We start from the raw sequence: 18,237 nt of genomic DNA, 5'->3' as shown, positions 1-18,237 counted from the left end.
TTGGTGCACCTTTTTTGTTAGTCGGCTAGTTGGCGCAGGTCTACAGGCACTACACGCGATATGCCCTGTTCTACCATGGTAACGCCATAAATAATGTCCGTACAAGCAATGGTGCGCTTGTTATGCGATATGATGATGAACTGCGATTCTTTGGAGAATTTACGGATGATGTTATTGAACTTGTCGATGTTGGTATCGTCAAGCGGGGCATCAACCTCATCAAAAATACAAAAGGGTGCCGGTTTAAGCAGGTAAAGCGAGAATAGGATGGCTGTAGCCGTAAGGGTTTTTTCCCCGCCGGAAAGCTGGTTTATAGAAAGCGGTCGCTTGCCTTTTGGGCGTGCAATGATGTCAATATCCGATTCCAGCGGACGGTCAGGGTCTGAAAGTATCAGATCACATGAATCCTCCTCATTAAACAAGGAACGAAACACTTTAATGAAGTTCTCTCGTACCAATGTAAAGGCTGTCATGAATTTTTCCCGCGCGGTATCATCAATCTCCTGAATGGTAGAGAGGAGAGAGGCTTTAGCTTCCGCGAGGTCTTTCTTTTGCGCCTGTATAAAGCTGTGGCGCTCGTTCATTTCGTTATACGCCTCAACAGCCATCGGGTTTATAGCGCCAAAATCGTCCAATTGGCGCTTCATCTTTTCCGTTTTATCCCTTATGTCGGCTTCAGATTCAGTTTGTGCGTCCTCAGTTTCCGGCAGGTCTGTTATATCAACATTAAATTCTACGGAAAGGCGCTCTTTTAAGGCATTTAACTCTATTTTAAGATTGTTGCGGGCATCTTTAAGCTCGTTCTCTATTGTTTCCGCGTTATCTTTTTTACGACGTAAGTTGATTACCTCGTTTTCATTTTCGGTGATAGTACCACGCCATTGGTAGTATTCTCGTTCTGCCTCTTGCGTGGCTTTCTCCAGGTTCTCCTTTTGCTCGTACATCTCCAGCAAGCTGTCGTCGCTGTTTTCGGTATGCTGCAGGTTTTCTTTTATTAGCGCTTTAACCTTTTCCAGTTCATGGCTGTTTTGCGTTATGCGGCTGTCCAGATTATCCAATTGCGACTCCCGGTATTCCAAATCCTTCACCAATCCTGATACTTTATTTTGCTGCTGGTGAAAGCGTATGTTCTCCTGGTTATAAGCGTTGGATCGTACCGATAACATTTCGTTCAACTCATTGAAGGCCTGTTGTTTTTCCAGCAGCAGTTCACTTTGTTCCTGCTTTTGTGCTTTCAGGTCTAAAAGCTGCGGTTGTAAAGTGATGATATCGTTCTTGATGCCTGCAATGCGGTTGGCAATATCCTGTTTACGATTTAGGCTGTTCTCTATAAACGCCTGGTACTGCTCCTGTTTGGTTCTTACAGTTACCAGCTCTGTGTTCAGCTGGTTAAGTTCTACTTGCTTTTGGCGTATCTCTGCTGCTTTACCGGCAGCTTTCAAAGCGGTTAATGTACTTTGCAGTTCCTCATTTTTATTTTTGAGGCTGTTGATACGTGTTTCTGCCTGCTTGATCTCTTTAAGCAGATTATCAAGGTTTTTAGCCCGCCCTATACGCTTACCCTCAAATAAGCCTACAGATCCGCCGGCCATGGTAAATTTGGATTTATTGAACTTGCCGCTTTTGCCGATAAGCACAACATCGTTCGGCAAAACAGTGTTGTTAATGTCGTGTTCGGTAGTGTCATTCACCAGGTAAACATTCTTTAACAGGTGTACGCACAGTGGTTTGTAACGTTCATCAACTTCAATAACCGACAACGCCGGCACAGCGGCAACTTCTAACGTTTTGTGATCAGAAATCTCATTTTCCCCGCCAAAATTATCGAGTATAAAGAACTGCGCGCGGCCCTTTGATGAATTACCCAGCAGGTTGATCGCCGCTATGGCTTCGTCGTAGCTGTTCACTACGTAGTAGTTCATTAACGGCTCCAGGTAATTCTCAATAGCAATGCGGTATTCTTCTTTACAAAAAAGGATATCGCTGAAAAGCGTGATGTTTTTTGCCCAGCTTGTGTTCTTTTTCAAAAAGCGGATAGACTCGGGGAACCCTTCAAGATTATCTACCAGGCTTTTGGTAAGATTGTATTCGTTTTGCTTCGCATCCAGCTTGCGCACATCAGCGGCAATGTCCGCTGTGATGGCTTTTATCTGGGTTTCTGTATCAGCAATCTGTTCCTGTAACTTGGTCTCGGTGTCAACGGCACTATCATATTCGCTCTTTAAAGTGTCCGCACGCGAAGCAAGTTCTGCAACTACCTGGTTAAAGTGCGAAAGCTCTACCTCCTTGTTGCTTGCATCCTCCATGTTGCGCAGGCTTTCCTGTTCTAGTGCCTGCTGCTGTATGTTCAGGATGTCAATATCCTTTTCTGTTTTATAAACCTGGCTTTGCAGGCGGTTACTTACCGAGTTGAGTTCATTTAACTCACCACGGGCTTCTGCTTGCTCGGCCCGCAGTTCTTCTACGGCTTCTTTAAGGTCGGCCAGGCTTGATGTGATGCGGGCAAGATTTTCATCCTCCTGCATCTTTTCCTCGCTCAGGCGCTTGATGTTATACTGAACGTGTTTATGCTGATTGGTGTCGCGTTCAAGTTCATCCTTTAGTCGGGCTTCTTTATCCTGCTGATGCTTTAGCTGCTCGTTTTTTACACGCTTTTCGCTTTCGTAAGCACGTATTTTGGAGACAAACTCATTCGTTGTTTTTTGCTGGGCAGCCAGGTTCTTCTCGCGTGTTATGCTTTCCAGCTTTTGCTGCTGCAAGGCCGCTTCCAGGGTATCTATCTGTGCAACAATGCCGGTTTTTTCTGCCTGTTGTTTTTGTTCTTTTTCTTCTATCTCCGCCAGTGTCTTACTAAAACCAGCTATCCGAAATGAAGCAAGCTGTATGCTGAGTACCTTGTACTGATCCCTGATCCTGTAATACCGTTCAGCTTTCTTTGCCTGGTTTTCCAGCGTTTTAAGGTTCTTTTCTATTTCGAAAAGAAGATCGTCTACACGCTCCAGGTCAGCCTCTGTATCTTTAAGTTTGCTGAAGGTTTGCTTTTTACGCAGCTTGTATTTAGATATACCCGACGCCTCCTCAAACAAGTTCCTTCGGGAGCCTTCTTTGTTATTGATGATCTCATCTATCATGCGCAGCTCGATGATAGAGTAGGAGTCGGCACCAACGCCGGTGTCCATGAAAAGGTCTGTTATGTCCTTTAGGCGGCACTGTACATCGTTGAGGCGGTACTCGCTTTCTCCGCTGCGATAAAGCCTTCTGGTGAGCGTTACCTGCGAAAAATCGGTAGGCAGGATGTTCTTGGTATTATCGAACGTGAGGGATACTTCAGCAAGATTAGCGGCTTTACGGCTTTTGGTGCCATTAAAGATGACGTTGTCCATTTTTTCGGACCGAAGCATGCGGGTACTTTGCTCGCCCAAAACCCAACGTATCGAATCCACCACGTTAGATTTGCCGCAGCCATTAGGGCCTACAATAGCGGTAACACCCTCATTAAAATTAATGGTGATCTTATCGCCAAAGCTTTTAAACCCCTTTATCTCTAACTGTGTAAGCTGCATTAACGCGGTAGCGGACTAAAACTAATTAAGGTCTTAAATTTACGTTTTATACCTTAAAGCAAAAAGTGCTAAATAGAAGCTTGTGGAAGACTTTTCTGTCGAAAGCTAAACTGTTATAGAACCTCTCAGGAAAGTCACGGCGTTGCCAGCCATCAATACACGGTCGCCTTGCAGTTTACACCAAAGCTCGCCCTTGCGTGCCGATACCTGGTAAGCGTGCAGTTGATTTTTGCCAAGCTTATCTGCCCAGTAAGGTATCAGGTTACAGTGAGCCGATCCGGTTACCGGGTCTTCGGGTACACCTGCTGCCGGTGCAAAAAACCGGGATACAAAGTCCACATCTTTGCCGGGCGCGGTAACGATGACACCAAGCGTGTCAATCTTCGCCAAGGCGGAGTGATCCGGAATCATGGATGTTATATCTTCTTCAGTTTCGTACACCAGCATGTAATCCCGTGAGCGGAGTACCTCAATAGGTTGTTTACCACCTAACGCTGCCAGCAAACCCTCCGGCAACTCAGCACGGCTAGCGGGCCGTGACGGAAAGTTCATGGCGTACTTATCTCCATCACGGGTCACCACCAGGGTTCCTGCTGTCATGGTATTAAAGTGGATAGTGTCACCATCGTGGCCAAGTTCTGTAAAAAGGATATGGGCTGACGCCAGGGTAGCATGCCCGCAAAGGTCTATCTCCAGCTCAGGGGTGAACCACCGCAGCAGGTAGGTATCATCCCCGTTTGCTACAAAAAAGGCGGTTTCTGCAAGGTTGTTTTCCATTGCAATCCTCTGCATGATGTTGTCTGGTAGCCATTCGGTAAGCGGGCAAACAGCAGCAGGATTACCGCCAAACAGTTTGTCGGTAAAGGCATCAGCCTGGTACATAGGTATAATCATAAAGAAATGTTATAAACCGCTAATATAACCGTAAGTGACTAATTCATCTTTATTGGTGATGTGTTTTGTTTCTCCGTTATGCAGTAAAACAATGCGGTCGCTTACGTCGAGAATATTGTAATACTGATGATCTGTAATGATAATGCCTTTGCGCTTAGCACAAGCTCTTATTACAGGTTTAAACTCTTCTGCCTGTATAGGGGAGATATGGGTAAACGGCTCGTCCAGTAATATGAAATCAGCTTTGCTATGGATGATCATCATGGTCTCTAACTGCCGCAGCTGTCCGCCGGATAGTTCGTCAACCGTCTTATTGTAGCTCTCTTGGTATACAGGCAGATTGGTAAACGCCTTCCACGATTGCGGGTCGACTATTATGCGTGCCAGCTTTTCTGTTCTTATTCCTGCGGGAAGATAATTGTGCTGAGGAAGGTAAGCAATGCGGTTATTTAAATAACCTTTATGGATGAACTCACCATTAATACTTACGTACTTATGAGTTGCTGTTAAAGTGCCAAAGATTATCTTCAGCATAGATGATTTACCACAGCCATTGCGGCCCAGTAAGCCCAGCACTTCGCCTTGTTCACAGCTTAAATATATACTCTGCAAAATCTTACGCCCGTCAAATTCAAGTTGTATGCTGTCCGCTTTAAGCTCCTTCATGCTGTTAAGATAATGAGGATAGCAAGCGCAAATAGATAAGTAAGAAGATCCAGGGAAAATACGTAAAAATACATCCTGCGCACGCTTATACCGGCATTACGGTAATACATATACACGTTTTTTGCAGTATAACTTTGCAGGAAGATGGTGGCTGCATAGCCCAGGAACTTAAAGAAGAGTACAAAGCCGGCAACCTTTACACCATAGACGGACACCAAGAAAAGGCAGGTGATACTGAACGCAATGTTCCAAAGCATTAATGGTTTATAAAAGTACCAGATAAGCTTAGGTAAGTTAGACATGTACTGCGTTCAGATAAAGTTTAGTGATGAACGTTGTTACATGCGGCATTATTGCAAATGCATAAAAAAAGCCCTTGCTGCTAAGCAAGGGCTTTTAAAAAAACTTGATATAATTAGCCCAGGTAGGACTTCAATATTTTGCTACGTGATGTATGGCGTAAGCGCTGTAGAGCCTTGTCTTTTATCTGGCGTACACGTTCGCGGGTAAGGTTAAATTTCTCACCAATTTCTTCAAGTGACAATGGGTGATTAGTACCTAAACCAAAGAACAATACGATGATCTCGCGTTCACGTTCGGTAAGTGTAGACAATGAACGTTTGATCTCTTCTGACAACGATTCGTTTATCAGGATAGAGTCGGTATTTGGTTCCTGGTTTTCTAATACATCCAGCAACGTATTTTCTTCACCCTGAACAAAAGGGGCATCCATAGAAACATGGCGGCCACTGTTGCTCAGCGTGTCGGATATTTTATCAACTGTAGTTTCAAGTATATCGGCAAGTTCTTCCGGTGACGGCTCGCGTTCGTATTCCTGCTCCAGCTTGCTGAATGCTTTGCTGATTTTACTTAATGAACCTACCTGGTTAAGCGGCAAACGTACTATACGGCTTTGCTCGGCAATAGCCTGCAGGATAGATTGACGGATCCACCAAACGGCGTATGAGATAAACTTGAAACCTTTTGTTTCGTCGAAACGCTTGGCAGCTTTAATAAGACCTAAGTTACCTTCGTTAATAAGGTCACCAAGTGTAAGTCCCTGATTTTGGTATTGTTTTGCTACGGAAACCACAAAGCGCAAGTTGGTTTTTGTTAACCTTTCTAACGCGGCCTGGTCGCCTTCGCGGATTTTTTGGGCTAATATTACTTCTTCTTCGGCAGTAATTAAGTCAACTTTACCAATTTCGTGTAAGTATTTGTCGAGGGATTGCGACTCACGATTGGTAATGGATTGAGTTATTTTGAGTTGTCTCATTTATGTTTTATAACCTCGATTCTGTTATCTGGAATGAACGTGCAAAGGTAAACATTTGTTTACACATTTTTATACTAGAATATTGATTAATTGCAATATTTTGCTATAGCAAAAATGATGCCCAGTGTGGTTAATCATGCAACTTTTTAGTGGCAATTCTTTTAACCTGAAAACACAGTTTCAAGTAAAAGAAGTACTTAGCACAAGTTAGCTTTTTTACATTGTTAAGTACCTACACCTGCGAAATAAATACTCTTATACTTATAACTCGTCTAGCCGGAAGGTGTCTTTTACTCTGATGCCCTTATCTGTAGCCTGAACAGTACAGCACTCATTAACTGGATCATGTTCCAGGTAGAGCACATATTCGTTGTCTACGGCTTCCTGCCAGTATTGGTTACGTTCCTCCAGCGTTTTCATCGGGAACATATCATACGCCATCACATAAGGCAGGGGCAGGTGTCCAACGGAAGGCAGCAGGTCGGCCATGTACAGTAGTTGCCTGCCCTTGTAATTAATCTGCGGCAGCATCATTGCGTCGGTATGGCCGTAAGCAAACCGTATCTTTATCTCTGAAGAAAAACTGATCCCGTCCTCAGCGTCAATAAACTGCAGTTGTCCGCTTTCCTGTATGGGAAGTATATTCTCTTTTAAAAAAGAGGCCTTTTCGCGCTCATTAGGGTTAACTGCCCAATTCCAATGTTGCAGGTTGCTCCAGTAAACAGCATTTTTAAATGCAGGATGCAGATTATCGCCATTGCGCTCTACAGCCCCGCCAACATGATCAAAATGCAGATGAGTCAAAAATACATCTGTTATATCGTCGCGGTGAAAGCCTTTTGCAAGCAAACATTTATCAAGGCTCGCATCTCCATGAAGGTAATAGTGACTGAAGAATTTTTCACTTTGCTTATTGCCTATGCCAGTGTCGACCAGTATCAGCCGGTCGCCCTCTTCAATAAGAAGGCAGCGCATTGCCCAGGTACAAAGGTTGTTCGAGTCGGCTGGGTTGGTCTTCTGCCAGATGGACTTTGGCACAACACCAAACATGGCGCCCCCATCCAGTTTAAAAAAGCCTGTATCTATAGTATGAAGTTTCATTTGGCGGAAAGTTAAGGTATTTGATCGAAAATGGTTGTTTCGCTATTAAGCTTATGACGCATTCAATTCTAAATTGTCAATCTGCTTTAGTTACATAATAGGTTATTAATTAACCATATAGCTTAATCATGTGAAGTTTTTGTACTGTTTCGGTTTGTTTCGCCCTGATGTATTAAGTAATTGGTATTTAAAGGTTTACCATAAAATACTGTTCCGGGTGTTTCACTTACAAGCGAAACACTTGCAGCGCTTACCGAAAGCCATTTGTACACTAGCAATCTCTTAATGGATTATTCTTAAGGTAATTTTTTTTCGTAAAACTATAATTGAGGTTGTTGTGTTGTCTTAATAAACAAAGCTAAAGAAAACACAAATGAAAGCAGCCGTATTCCATAAACCAGGCGACATTAGCTACGACACCGTTGCTGATCCTAGAATAGAAAATTCCCGTGATGTTATCTTAAAAGTTACATCAACTGCCATATGCGGATCAGACCTGCATATATTAAGCGGGGGAGTTCCGCAAAAAGAAGACATGATAATGGGCCATGAATTCATGGGGATAGTTGAAGAGGTTGGCTCTGAAATTACAAACCTGAAAAAAGGCGACCGGGTAGTAGTACCATTTCCGATAGCCTGCGGCCATTGTTTCTTTTGCCAGCATGACGCATCTCCTGCCTGCGAAAACTCCAACTATAAGCATTATGGTCCCAACGGTGACATGCTCGATCAAAAAGGAGCGGCATTGTTTGGCTATACTGATTTATATGGAGGTTACTCCGGCGGACAGGCGGAGTATGTGCGTGTACCTTACGCTGATATAAGTCCGCGTAAAGTGCCGGATAACATGACTGATGAACAGGTGCTGTTCCTTACAGATATATTTCCTACCGGCTGGTCTGCCATAGACTGGGCACAACTTAAAGGCGGAGAAGTGGTAGCCATATTTGGTTCAGGCCCGGTTGGGCTTATGGCACAGAAGGCTGCCTGGATAAATGGCGCCAGCAGGGTTATTGCAATTGATCCGCTCAATTACCGGTTGGAAAAAGCGAGGGCGGTAAATAAAGTAGAAACCCTTAACCCGCACGAAGTAGATGTTGTGGAAGCAATTCGCGAAATGACAGGTGGCCGCGGGGCCGATGTATGTGTAGATGCGGTAGGTTTTGAACCGGAGCGCAGTTTTCTGGACGAAGCTAAAGCCGCTGTGAATTTTGAGGTAGGCAGCATGAAAGTACTTGATATGGCTTTTAAAGCGGTAAGGCGTATGGGAACGGTTACTATCATGGGTGTTTATGGTTCTACCTATGATAATTTCCCGATGCACCGGCTGTTTGATAAAGGAATAGTGCTGAAGATGGGACAAGCGCCTGTGCTGAACTATATAGACCACCTGATAGATCTTGTAACACAGGAAAAGGTAGTGCTGGACGACATTATCACCCACACTTTGCCGCTAAGCGAAGTAGCCCATGGCTACAAAATATTTGATGATAAAGAAGAGGATTGTGTGAAGGTGGTATTAAAACCATAATTGGAGATACAGAACCTACATCATCAACTGACCCCAAACAAAACTTACAATGGAAAACGACGAAGGAGTAAAAGTAGCGGATAAACAAGAACATCAGCCGGGAGTAGAGGCGGAGATGGATCCGAAACCAGAGTATATCAAATCGACCTACAAAGCAGCCGGAAAGCTGGAAGGTAAGGTAGCGTTAATTACAGGCGGAGATAGCGGAATTGGCCGGGCTGTAGCGGTGCATTATGCACATGAAGGTGCAGATGTTGCTATAGTTTACCTTGAAGAGGATGAAGACGCGCAGGAGACCAAAGAAGAAGTAGAAGCTGCAGGAAAGCGTTGCCTATTGATACCGGGCGATGTTAAAGATCGTGCGTTTTGCAAGCAAGCCGTAGAACAAACAGTTGCTGAATTAGGTAAGCTGAACATCTTAGTTAACAATGCTGGTGTGCAATTTCCGCAAAAGGAGTTTAAAGATATTAGCGAAGAACAGCTTGAAATCACTTTCAAGACCAATATTTTCGCCTATTTTCACTTTGCAAATGCCGCGATAGATCACCTGAATGAAGGTGATACTATCATCAACACTACGTCCGTAACAGCATATCGCTCCTCGCCCAATTTGGTAGACTATTCATCAACAAAAGGAGCTATTACAACTTTCACGAGGTCGTTGGCTACCAACCTGGTAGAAAAGAAGATTCGTGTAAATGCAGTTGCGCCGGGACCTATTTGGACGCCCTTGATCGTATCCACCTTTGAGGAAGAAAAGATAAAGGAGTTTGGTAGCGAAACAGCAATGAAACGTGCTGGTCAGCCATCAGAATTAGGTCCGGCATACGTATTTCTTGCTTCAGATGACTCATCGTACATCACCGGGCAGGTTATACATGTTAACGGTGGCGAAGTAGTTAACGGTTAAACAAACATCAAACTAAGATAAACATGGAAAATACAAAAGGTTACGCCTTAATTACCGGTGCAAGCAGCGGTATAGGCTACGAACTGGCAAAGTTGTTTGCCAAAGACCAATATAATTTAATAATTGTGGGCCGCAACCAGGCCGAACTTGAGAGCAAAGCAGCAGAGTTCAGGCAGAATGGTGTGGATGTGATCAGCATTGAAAAGGATCTGTTCAACCGCGAAGAAGTATTTCAACTTTGCGAAGAAGTAAGCAGCCGCAATTTACTGGTAGAGGTACTGGTGAATGATGCAGGACAAGGCGCTTATGGCTTGTTTAAAGATAATGATATAGAGCGCGAACTGAAGATTATTGACCTAAATATTGGTGCGCTCACTATTCTTACAAAGCATTTCCTTAAAGAAATGGTAAGCCGCAATCAGGGTAAGATACTCAATTTGGCCTCTATAGCTAGTACGACCCCAGGACCATGGCAAGCAGTGTATCATGGTACGAAAGCTTATGTATTGTCGATTACAGAAGCGATACGTGAGGAGGTTAAAGATACTGAGGTTACGATCACCGCTTTACTTCCGGGCCCGGTTGATACTGATTTCTTTAACAAAGCCGACATGCAGAGAAGTAGGATTGTGCAGGATAAGAGTTCGTTATCTGATCCCGCCGATGTTGCAAAAGACGGTTATGATGCGCTGATGTCCGGTACAGACAAGGTTGTGTCAGGTTTTAAAAACAAAGTTACTGTAGCGATGAGCAATGTAACACCTGATACCACTGTTGCACATATGATGAACGAAATGCAAAAACCTGCAGAGGATAAATAAGATCGTTTTTGAAATAATTAAAAGAGCCGCTTCAAAAAGCGGCTCTTTTTGTAGCTGTAGCAGAGAAATTTACTCCTTGTACAAACACAGAATCTGCTATCGTTCCGAAAGGCAACCTATGTTTTTTGAAAGTTCTGATAAGGCAGTCCATCCGATTCACCATTGCGTCGCCGGAGTTTTTACTTACATACCCCGGGAAACCGAAGCGGTTTTTATCATCTAAATCGGTAAATTCCCAAGGGTGAAAATATAAGTTGAGGTAGCTATCAGCCTTGTAAGTTTTTAGGCAAAGTCGCTCGTACAATCCTAATGGCAGGTTGTGCATAGATAACCAAAACAGTGGAAACCTAAGCCCTGGAGTTACCGAAGCGGGTAGCTGCAGTACACCATCCTGCCAGAAAATGTTTCTTGAAACTTTAAGATTGTTATATCTCCCGGGAAGCCAGGTAGGGTTAACCGAACTATTGTACAAGTAGCCTGCAGTTTTAATCTCTGCGTTGTCTACAGGCATCATTCTCGCCATACGGTAGCCTTTTACAGTAGTTTCGCTGATTTCTTCCAGAACTTTCTTCGAGCTGTATAAATCAGCTGACTCGAATTTAGAATGGTAATGCCCATGAGATGCAATTTCGTGGCCTGCAGCAACCATTTCTTTAATCAGCTCAGTTTTGTTTAACGCAAAGGTTGCAGTACAAAAAAAAGTAGCTTTTATCTCGTGTTTGGTCAACAAATCTAGAATGCGCCTTGTACCTGTTGCGGATATACTAATCTGGTCGTCGAAGGAGATTTCCTTGCCATATTCAAAGGGCATATCAAACTCCTCAATATCAAAACTCAACAAGATCATATTGTGGTTGCTTTATGCTGGTGCTTTGTATAATGTAATTTGGCCGTAGTTTGCTTTGCAGGAATATCTTACCTACATAAATGCCGATTATGCCCATGATAATTAACTGCAATCCACCTAAAAAGAAGATAGACATTAAAATTGACGCCCAGCCTGCAGATGCATAACCTATAGTTGTGTTACCAGTGTAATAGCTATAAAGTACATAAGGCAGGCAAACACCTGTTATTGCCGAAAATGCAAAGCCAAGGTAAACTGCGAAGTATAACGGCCGTATGCTAAATGAGGTTATGCCTTGGAAAGCAAACTTTATCATGCGCGACAAAGAATACTTGCTTTTGCCGGAATACCTAATGTCTGCAGAATAATTGATGCCATGCTGCGAAAATCCCAGCCATTTGATAATGCCCCGTAGAAACGGATCAATCTCATTAAACTGAAGCAGTGCATCCGCTACCTTGCGGTCAATTAACCGAAAATCGGCCGTGCCCGGCTCCATATGTATCTCAGATAATTTGTTAACCAGCGCGTAAAACATGTTAGATGTGGCGCGTTTAAACCACGATATGTTTTCTGTGGATGTACGGCGGCTATAGACAATATCAAAACCTTCCTCCCATTTCGCTATAAAGGCAGGAATAAGTTCCGGCGGGTGCTGCATATCGCCGTCCATACAAATTACACAATCGCCATCGGCATGGTCCAATCCTGCTTTAAGCGCGTTCTGATGGCCAAAGTTCCTGCTTAATTTAATGTACTCAATTCTGCCATCAAGATTATTCAGGGTCCTTAGTACAGAAATTGTTCCGTCTTTACTGCCATCATCTACAAATATTACGTTGTAATCGTATGTAAGCTTGTCAAGCACCTTTCTTAACGCTTGTACAAGTACAGGGATGTTCTCCTCTTCGTTAAATGCTGGTATTACCACCGATATTTTTTTTGTTGACCGGTGTGAGTTTGATCGTGCTGCGATGTGTCTCATTAATTTTTTAGGGTGGGGGCTATATTGGGCTGAGTTCGGTAATCGGAAACAATTTCCTCGCCATTTTTTCTTGTAAGCATTTCGGCTATCAACGCAAGCCATATGAGCAAGCATGGTAGTGCTTTAAGTGCATAGCGATTGATGAAATGTAATTTGATGTAAGATGGAAATATATCAGTACGGTAAAGGCTTCCAAAATAGACTGCAAAGACAAATAAGGTGATTTGAAGTGCTGTAAACGGCCTTGGTGCCGTAACAAACCAAATTGCTATTCCTGCATAGGCTATGATATAGGTAACGTATTCCGAACCGGTGCTGAATAGAACAATAAACAGCAAACTGGAGCATAGCATCAGAAACTTTTGACGGTGAACACTCGTGTTTAAAACTTTAAGGCTGGAAATGCAGAATGTTGCTGCGGCGGTCAACAAGACAGGCAGTATAGCTATAGAATGGCCGATTATTCGGCGTGTCATACCCATTACAGAGATATCCTGGTATTGGGTATCCATGCTTACATTTTGAGCATTCTTTTCCACAAGGGAGTGGTACCAGTCGGCATACGATTGTATAATGAAATGCGGAGTAAAGAACAACATAGGCAGAACAAAGAGCACCACCGCCCAAACAAACAAGCCGGCTACAAATTGCTTCTTCTGCTTAGATAATAGAAAGAACACCACGCCTATAACGCCATAGAGCTTAATAAGAAACCCGAGCATGATAAACAGCCCGGCCCAAAAGTCCTTCTTGTTATCTACCATTACCCAGGCAAGTATTACCAGGGCAGCAATGGCGCCATTAGTTTGAAACTCCCTTAACATCACGATGAGCTCCTGTGTGCAGATGATGCAGATAATATTCTTTTTGGTGGTGTCCAGCGGTAGTTTGTGTATTGCCCAAAAAAGCACTGATACATTAAATATTTGCCAGAAATACAGTCCTAAGTCGCCAGGGAGGACTGCAAATGGCGCCATTATCAATGAGAATACCGGCCCGTAGTGATTGCTGTCGAAATAGTATTGAGGGTATTGAGCGTAAAGGTTTTGCCCATGCAACGCGTTGAAGTAGGTGTATTTAAAAATAAGATAGTTGTTTACACCGTGGTAGCCAATGCATTTGTACGTATAAAATGCCGCGATGATTATCCAAATTGATAAAACAAAGTGTTTGTTGTCAATAAGCTTATAAAACACATTCCTGGTGCCATTTGCGGCCATTAGTTCCGATAATATTTGCGGTATATGGCAAGCCATGCTGCTGCACCGCAGGGTTTAACAATAGTTTTGAACCGCCTTAAGGATTGCAATTCTTTACAAATGTAATTTATGTAACGTGTTTTTTACACATAGTGCAACAATCCTGATAAATATTTTTTTTGCTTTTGATAATTAGGGTTTGCTTTAAAAGCTAAAGCAAACAAAAACGGTGTGCAGAAGGTATTTAACTTAATAATTTCTTAACATCAATGAACGTCTTCATTAGCATTTTTGGCGAAGGGAAAGACTTAAGTTTGTTCCAGATGTCTGCCCGTGCTATAGTAGTTTACTTTGTAGCGATGATACTAATACGTGTGTCTGGCAGGCGCACCTTCGGTAAAAAGTCGTCCTTTGATATCACCATATCCATAATCTTAGGAGCAGTACTCAGCAGGGCGATAGTTGGTGCTTCGCCCTTTATCTCTACCGTAATTGCAAGTTTCGCTCTCGTGTTGCTGCACAGGTTAATAGCGATGGCTATATGGCACAGTAAAATAATGGGTCAGCTGGTAAAAGGTGAAGGCCGAATGCTTTATGAAAATGGTAAGTTTAACGAAAATAACTTACGCAAGTGCCTCCTGACCCGCGACGATATCATGACTGATCTACGTATTAAAACAAACAGCAAGTCGCTTGACGACGTAAAAACCATTTACATGGAAAATACCGGTGAACTAAGTTTTGTTACTAAGTAATCGGCACAAGAACAAATCGTTCATCTTTTAAGCCTGCTTTAATAATATTACTTTTACGCAATGGAAGGTACATCAGGTGCTGACATCTTCGGCCATGCGTTATACGATCATTTTAAAGGCAATAAACCCGCAAAACTCTGGATAAACAATAAATACGGCCCTAAGGAAGAGATGCCGGTGAACATATACTTTAGAGATGCGGTCGACATGCCCGAGCTGGAATTAGTTGCGCTCGATGCATGCAAGGGCAAGATTTTGGATATAGGTGCTGGTGCAGGAAGCCATACTCTTATACTGCAAAATAGCGGTAAAGATGTAACTGCTTTGGATGTATCTCCAGGTGCGGTAAACCTAATGAAGGAGCGCGGTGTCACAGGGGCAATTAATCAGGATATCTACTTGTATAACGATGAACGGTATGATACCTTATTATTGCTCATGAACGGTATCGGTCTTTGTGGTAATATTAAAAACTTACGCTTATTTTTACGGCATACCAAAACCCTGCTCAAGCCGGGTGGCCAATTATTATTTGATTCTTCTGATATATCTTATTTATACAACGGCAATATGCCGGTAGATAACTATTATGGCGAACTCTGGTATCAATATGCTTATAAAGGCAAAAGAACAGAGTGGTTCCAGTGGTTATACATCGACATGGATACGCTGATTGGTATATCCTCAGAAGAAGGCTGGGCAATAGAAATATTGTTTGAAGACGATTTTGATGGCTACCTGGCACGGCTGATGGTAGCCGAATAACAATTTAGATGATGAAACACCTGTATAAAGCGCTATTTTCCCTTTCGCTGATCGTCATCTCGGCGACAGCTGTTGTTGCACAAACAAGCAAGTTGCCTTTATGGACTTTCGGACCGTTCGTAAGGCCGGCGGGGGTGAACCCTTTGATAAGCCCTGATACAACAACACGCTTTTACGATCCAATGCGAAAACGGATGGTAGACTGGGAGTCTAACGACACCTTTAATCCGGCGGCAACAATCAAAGACGGCAAGATATATATACTTTATCGTGCGGAAGATAAATCAGGGGTTGGCATAGGGGGGCGCACATCACGGCTCGGCTTAGCCGAAAGTAAGGACGGTTTGCATGTTAAACGTTCACCGGTACCTGTGTTTTATCCTGCAAATGACAGTCAAAAAGAATTTGAATGGACTGGCGGCTGCGAGGACCCTCGCGTGGCGGTAACAGCGAATGGTACATACGTGGTGTTTTATACACAGTGGAACCATGACCTGCCACGACTTGGTGTAGCAACATCAAAAGACCTGAAAAAATGGACGAAGCATGGTCCTATATTCCGTAAAGCTTACAATGGTAAGTTCCATAAAATAGCAAGCAAATCGGCATCCATCATTACTAAGATGGTGAACGGCAAACAGGTAATCGCTAAAATAAACGGAAAATATTGGATGTATTGGGGAGAAACCGGTGTGTATGGCGCCACCTCTACAGATCTGGTGAACTGGTCGCCTGTTATAAACGCCGATAGTACTTTGCGGCCCTTTATATCACCCCGCAAACACTATTTCGATAGCGACCTTACCGAGTGTGGGCCTCCGGCTATAATTACGTCCAAGGGTATTCTGCTATTATACAACGGCAAGAATAACCCTGTATATGGCGATAAAGCCTACACTGCTAACAGCTACTGCGGCGGGCAGGTTATTTTTTCGGCAAGTGACCCTACAAAGCCGCTTGCAAGATTGGATAAGCCTTTCTTTGTACCACAGGAACCCTTTGAGAAAAGCGGCCAATACCCGGCAGGTACGGTGTTTATGGAAGGGCTGGTATTCTTTAAGAGTAAATGGTTCCTGTATTATGGTTGTGCAGATTCGAGGGTCGCGGTTGCGGTATATATTCCATTGCAAAAAACACAGAAATAGATTTAGATAATATTTGGTTAATAGCTACTTACCAGCAGTTAAATTTGGAATTATAATTTATCTGCATATATTTACAACCAGTTATACCCCTAATAAACCTGATCTGGTGAAACGGATTTTCTCGATATGCATCCTTTGTGTGCACCTGTTCTATACAGGCGGCTGCTTGCTTATCGTCCAATATTTTATCAATCGTTCCGAAGATCAGATGGTAAAACAGATCTACGAAAATAAAGTAGATGCCGCACAGCTTATCCAGATAAAGCTTCCGGTACACATGCCTGAAATACAGGATTGGCCCGATTATGAAAAAGTTGAGGGGCAAATTCAATTCAAAGATAACTACTACAATTATCTTGGTGTTAAAATGACAAGGGACACTATGTACCTTGTTTGTATTGCAAATGCTGTAAAAACAAGGTTGGCTAATTCTAACCTCATTGTAGCTAAAGATATTACAGATGTGCCATTAACCAAAAAAGGTACTGAAGCACCAAATGTCAAAAAGGCAACCGGCGGTTTTGAATACCAGCCAGTCGCTTTTGAATACAACTACGTTGCGTTTTTCGAAACATTGAAGGAACATGAGAACCCTATATCTACCTCTCTAACTGATCCGTATATCGAATCTCCCGGTAAGCCGCCAAACACCGCTTGCTAACTCTCCAATATATTTGATTTTATAAGTATTTATCTAATGCATTTTTTGCTCAACAGCTTAAAGGCATAGTTATTTTCATCTTGCGTTGCCTATAAGCATGCTGGTGAAAAGTGCATTAGATATATAATATGACGATGTATCTGTCATATTGCTCTTACCCTTTTTAATAAACTTTTATGAAACACTTTCTACAATATACTTACAGGTATTGTATTGCTATAATCTTATGTATGAGCGCTTTTCACGCAGCATACGCCCAAACCGAAAGCGACGCTTTAATGATACCTAAAAACTACTTCTGCGCGGCAGGTATCTACACCCACAACAGTTGGGACAGGTACTGGGAAGGTACACTTAAACGCGAGAACCTTAATATGGGTACTGTCAGCAGCAACGTTTATGCTGTTGGCGGTAATTACGGCCTAAGTAATCGCATAAACTTGCTTGCTATGCTGCCGTTTGTAAAGTCTAACGCATCTGCCGGGACACTGCGCGGAGAGGATGGCTTGCAGGATATTAACCTTGCCGTAAAATGGATGGCTGTTCGCGAGCAACTTGGCAGCGGGCTGTTAAGCTTTCACGCTATATTATCTGGTGTGATACCGGTTCGTAAATATCAGGCAGACTTCCAGCCGCTAGCCATCGGTATGCAAACCAAAAGCATTGCTTTACGTGGGTTGCTTAACTACCAGGTTGGCCGCTTGTTTGTTGCCGGTGGTGGTCAATACATCCGTAAGGATAATGTTACTATCGACCGTGACTCCTATTACACTACCGAAATGCACTACACCAACCAAGTGGCAATGCCAAATGCAACGAATTTCTTAGTGAGTGCAGGCTTCCGTAGCTTAAAATTCAACGCTGAGGCAACGCTTACCAGGTATACCTCTCTTAGCGGCTTTGATATCACCCGTAACAACATGCCGTTCCCAAGCAATAAAATGAACGCTACTGCAGCCGGTGCAATATTTAAATACATGTTCCAAAACATACAGGGACTGGAGTTTACTGCCGGCGGTAATTATGTGGTTGCTGGTCGTAATGTAGGTCAGAACTTATCGGCTTTTGGCGGAGTGTACTACGTGTTTGCGGTGAAAAAGGAAAAAAGCAATTAAGAA

General features: G+C 43.2%; 17 protein-coding genes. 8 read left to right on the top strand and 9 right to left on the bottom strand.

All coding sequences use genetic code 11. The annotated features are described in order from the left end of the window. Window positions 1-17 precede the first annotated feature (17 nt). The 6 genes from smc to AC59GT_RS09695 form a co-directional block, all read right to left on the bottom strand. Window positions 18-3,563: a chromosome segregation protein SMC gene (smc, locus tag AC59GT_RS09720; protein WP_497237460.1), complete on the bottom strand. Its 3,546-nt coding sequence runs from the start codon at window positions 3,561-3,563 to the stop codon at window positions 18-20. Window positions 3,564-3,668: 105 nt separating this feature from the next. Further along, window positions 3,669-4,457 carry a PhzF family phenazine biosynthesis protein gene (locus tag AC59GT_RS09715; RefSeq protein ID WP_497237459.1) on the bottom strand — a complete coding sequence of 263 codons (789 nt, stop codon included), beginning with the start codon at window positions 4,455-4,457 and terminating at the stop codon, window positions 3,669-3,671. Between the two features lie 9 nt (window positions 4,458-4,466). After that, window positions 4,467-5,123 (bottom strand): ATP-binding cassette domain-containing protein, encoded by a 657-nt coding sequence (locus AC59GT_RS09710; RefSeq protein WP_497237458.1) that lies wholly within the window; start codon window positions 5,121-5,123, stop codon window positions 4,467-4,469. Further along, window positions 5,120-5,425, bottom strand: a complete 306-nt coding sequence (locus AC59GT_RS09705) for a hypothetical protein (protein WP_497237457.1) — start codon at window positions 5,423-5,425, stop codon at window positions 5,120-5,122. Before AC59GT_RS09705 ends, AC59GT_RS09710 begins: the two co-directional genes overlap by 4 nt. Window positions 5,426-5,538: 113 nt before the next feature. After that, window positions 5,539-6,399 carry a sigma-70 family RNA polymerase sigma factor gene (locus AC59GT_RS09700; protein ID WP_090466905.1) on the bottom strand — a complete coding sequence of 287 codons (861 nt, stop codon included), beginning with the start codon at window positions 6,397-6,399 and terminating at the stop codon, window positions 5,539-5,541. A 261-nt stretch (window positions 6,400-6,660) separates the two neighbouring features. After that, on the bottom strand, window positions 6,661-7,500 hold the full coding sequence (locus AC59GT_RS09695) for an MBL fold metallo-hydrolase (RefSeq protein WP_497237456.1): 840 nt from the start codon (window positions 7,498-7,500) through the stop codon (window positions 6,661-6,663). Window positions 7,501-7,873: 373 nt separating this feature from the next. Here AC59GT_RS09695 and AC59GT_RS09690 point away from each other — a divergent pair, with 373 nt between their 5' ends. Genes AC59GT_RS09690 through AC59GT_RS09680 form a run of 3 tightly spaced genes read left to right on the top strand, consistent with a single transcriptional unit; the run spans window position 7,874 to window position 10,762 of the window. Next, entirely contained in the window at window positions 7,874-9,031 is a 1,158-nt protein-coding gene (locus AC59GT_RS09690; RefSeq protein WP_497237455.1) for a zinc-dependent alcohol dehydrogenase, read from the top strand. Between the two features lie 49 nt (window positions 9,032-9,080). Continuing rightward, complete coding sequence (locus tag AC59GT_RS09685) at window positions 9,081-9,941, top strand: SDR family oxidoreductase (protein WP_497237454.1); 861 nt, start codon at window positions 9,081-9,083, stop codon at window positions 9,939-9,941. Window positions 9,942-9,964: 23 nt separating this feature from the next. Then, entirely contained in the window at window positions 9,965-10,762 is a 798-nt protein-coding gene (locus tag AC59GT_RS09680; RefSeq protein ID WP_497237453.1) for an SDR family NAD(P)-dependent oxidoreductase, read from the top strand. Between the two features lie 31 nt (window positions 10,763-10,793). Here AC59GT_RS09680 and AC59GT_RS09675 read toward each other — a convergent pair whose 3' ends face one another. From AC59GT_RS09675 to AC59GT_RS09665, 3 genes are read right to left on the bottom strand one after another with little or no spacing between them, the layout of a single operon-like run. Then, window positions 10,794-11,609: a polysaccharide deacetylase family protein gene (locus AC59GT_RS09675; protein ID WP_497237452.1), complete on the bottom strand. Its 816-nt coding sequence runs from the start codon at window positions 11,607-11,609 to the stop codon at window positions 10,794-10,796. Next, complete coding sequence (locus tag AC59GT_RS09670; RefSeq protein WP_497237451.1) at window positions 11,590-12,594, bottom strand: glycosyltransferase family 2 protein; 1,005 nt, start codon at window positions 12,592-12,594, stop codon at window positions 11,590-11,592. The genes AC59GT_RS09675 and AC59GT_RS09670 overlap by 20 nt, the downstream gene beginning before the upstream one ends. Beyond that, window positions 12,594-13,850 carry a glycosyltransferase family 87 protein gene (locus AC59GT_RS09665; RefSeq protein WP_497237450.1) on the bottom strand — a complete coding sequence of 419 codons (1,257 nt, stop codon included), beginning with the start codon at window positions 13,848-13,850 and terminating at the stop codon, window positions 12,594-12,596. The genes AC59GT_RS09670 and AC59GT_RS09665 overlap by 1 nt, the downstream gene beginning before the upstream one ends. A gap of 212 nt (window positions 13,851-14,062) precedes the next feature. Between AC59GT_RS09665 and AC59GT_RS09660 the strand changes: the two genes are divergently transcribed. From AC59GT_RS09660 to AC59GT_RS09640, 5 genes are all read left to right on the top strand, one after another. Continuing rightward, window positions 14,063-14,548 (top strand): DUF421 domain-containing protein, encoded by a 486-nt coding sequence (locus AC59GT_RS09660; RefSeq protein ID WP_497237449.1) that lies wholly within the window; start codon window positions 14,063-14,065, stop codon window positions 14,546-14,548. A 60-nt stretch (window positions 14,549-14,608) separates the two neighbouring features. After that, complete coding sequence (locus tag AC59GT_RS09655; protein WP_497237448.1) at window positions 14,609-15,313, top strand: class I SAM-dependent methyltransferase; 705 nt, start codon at window positions 14,609-14,611, stop codon at window positions 15,311-15,313. Between the two features lie 8 nt (window positions 15,314-15,321). Further along, window positions 15,322-16,458, top strand: coding sequence for a beta-1,2-mannosidase (locus AC59GT_RS09650; RefSeq protein WP_497237447.1), 1,137 nt, complete (start codon window positions 15,322-15,324; stop codon window positions 16,456-16,458). A 106-nt stretch (window positions 16,459-16,564) separates the two neighbouring features. Beyond that, a complete protein-coding gene (locus AC59GT_RS09645; protein ID WP_497237446.1) occupies window positions 16,565-17,119 on the top strand; it encodes a hypothetical protein in 555 nt (184 codons plus the stop codon). 230 nt (window positions 17,120-17,349) lie between these two features. Beyond that, window positions 17,350-18,234, top strand: a complete 885-nt coding sequence (locus tag AC59GT_RS09640) for a hypothetical protein (protein WP_497237445.1) — start codon at window positions 17,350-17,352, stop codon at window positions 18,232-18,234. Window positions 18,235-18,237: the final 3 nt, after the last annotated feature.

It is taken from the genome of Mucilaginibacter sp. 320_HR, from assembly GCF_059691875.1.
This window is presented reverse-complemented; position numbering and strand designations above follow the sequence as displayed.

Coding starts and splice junctions, on each gene's coding strand:
- smc (WP_497237460.1), bottom strand. CDS start 3,563: ATGCAGCTTACACAGTTAGAGATAAAGGGGTTTAAAAGCTTTGGCGAT.
- AC59GT_RS09675 (WP_497237452.1), bottom strand. CDS start 11,609: ATGATCTTGTTGAGTTTTGATATTGAGGAGTTTGATATGCCCTTTGAA.
- AC59GT_RS09710 (WP_497237458.1), bottom strand. CDS start 5,123: ATGAAGGAGCTTAAAGCGGACAGCATACAACTTGAATTTGACGGGCGT.
- AC59GT_RS09715 (WP_497237459.1), bottom strand. CDS start 4,457: ATGATTATACCTATGTACCAGGCTGATGCCTTTACCGACAAACTGTTT.
- AC59GT_RS09650 (WP_497237447.1), top strand. CDS start 15,322: ATGATGAAACACCTGTATAAAGCGCTATTTTCCCTTTCGCTGATCGTC.
- AC59GT_RS09655 (WP_497237448.1), top strand. CDS start 14,609: ATGGAAGGTACATCAGGTGCTGACATCTTCGGCCATGCGTTATACGAT.
- AC59GT_RS09665 (WP_497237450.1), bottom strand. CDS start 13,850: ATGGCTTGCCATATACCGCAAATATTATCGGAACTAATGGCCGCAAAT.
- AC59GT_RS09690 (WP_497237455.1), top strand. CDS start 7,874: ATGAAAGCAGCCGTATTCCATAAACCAGGCGACATTAGCTACGACACC.
- AC59GT_RS09685 (WP_497237454.1), top strand. CDS start 9,081: ATGGAAAACGACGAAGGAGTAAAAGTAGCGGATAAACAAGAACATCAG.
- AC59GT_RS09705 (WP_497237457.1), bottom strand. CDS start 5,425: ATGTCTAACTTACCTAAGCTTATCTGGTACTTTTATAAACCATTAATG.
- AC59GT_RS09640 (WP_497237445.1), top strand. CDS start 17,350: ATGAGCGCTTTTCACGCAGCATACGCCCAAACCGAAAGCGACGCTTTA.
- AC59GT_RS09670 (WP_497237451.1), bottom strand. CDS start 12,594: ATGAGACACATCGCAGCACGATCAAACTCACACCGGTCAACAAAAAAA.
- AC59GT_RS09680 (WP_497237453.1), top strand. CDS start 9,965: ATGGAAAATACAAAAGGTTACGCCTTAATTACCGGTGCAAGCAGCGGT.
- AC59GT_RS09660 (WP_497237449.1), top strand. CDS start 14,063: ATGAACGTCTTCATTAGCATTTTTGGCGAAGGGAAAGACTTAAGTTTG.
- AC59GT_RS09700 (WP_090466905.1), bottom strand. CDS start 6,399: ATGAGACAACTCAAAATAACTCAATCCATTACCAATCGTGAGTCGCAA.
- AC59GT_RS09695 (WP_497237456.1), bottom strand. CDS start 7,500: ATGAAACTTCATACTATAGATACAGGCTTTTTTAAACTGGATGGGGGC.